1 protein-coding gene is annotated in these 517 nt (G+C 69.1%); it reads left to right on the top strand.

What is annotated here, in order from left to right; translation table 11 throughout:
• On the top strand, window positions 1–517 hold a 517-nt coding region (locus PA598K_RS36100), incomplete at both ends, for a PD-(D/E)XK nuclease family protein (RefSeq protein ID WP_185601790.1).

Raw genomic sequence — 517 nt, forward strand, 5'->3', positions numbered from 1 at the left:
GCCGGTGGGGCTGGAGCTGGACTTCGGCGGCGAGGGCACGCTGCCGGCGCTGGAGATCCCGCTCGCGGGCGGCCGGACGATGGAGATCGTCGGCCGGATCGACCGGGTCGATGCCGCGCCGACCGACGAGGGCATGCTGCTGCGCGTCATCGATTACAAGTCGTCGGCCACCTCGCTACGGCTCGATGAGGTCGCGCACGGCCTGTCGCTGCAGATGCTGACCTACCTCGACGTGCTGCTCACCCATGCTCCGGCATGGCTTGGACGGCCGGCGATCGCCGCAGGCGTCCTCTACTTCCACGTCCACAACCCGATGCTGCTGGCCTCGGGCAGACTGTCCGGCGAAGAGGCGCGGGCGCTGCTGCTCAAGCGGTTCAAGCTGCGCGGCCTGCTGCTCGCAGACGAGCAGACGGTGCGGATGATGGACGGCGAGCTCGGTACCGGCTATTCGGAGCTGCTGCCGGTGGCGCTCAAGAAGGACGGCGACTTTTACGGCACCTCCTCGGTCGTCACCGGC

The sequence above is a fragment of the Paenibacillus sp. 598K genome, from assembly GCF_003851045.1.
In the GTDB taxonomy this organism is placed as follows: Bacteria; Bacillota; Bacilli; order Paenibacillales; family Paenibacillaceae; genus Paenibacillus_D.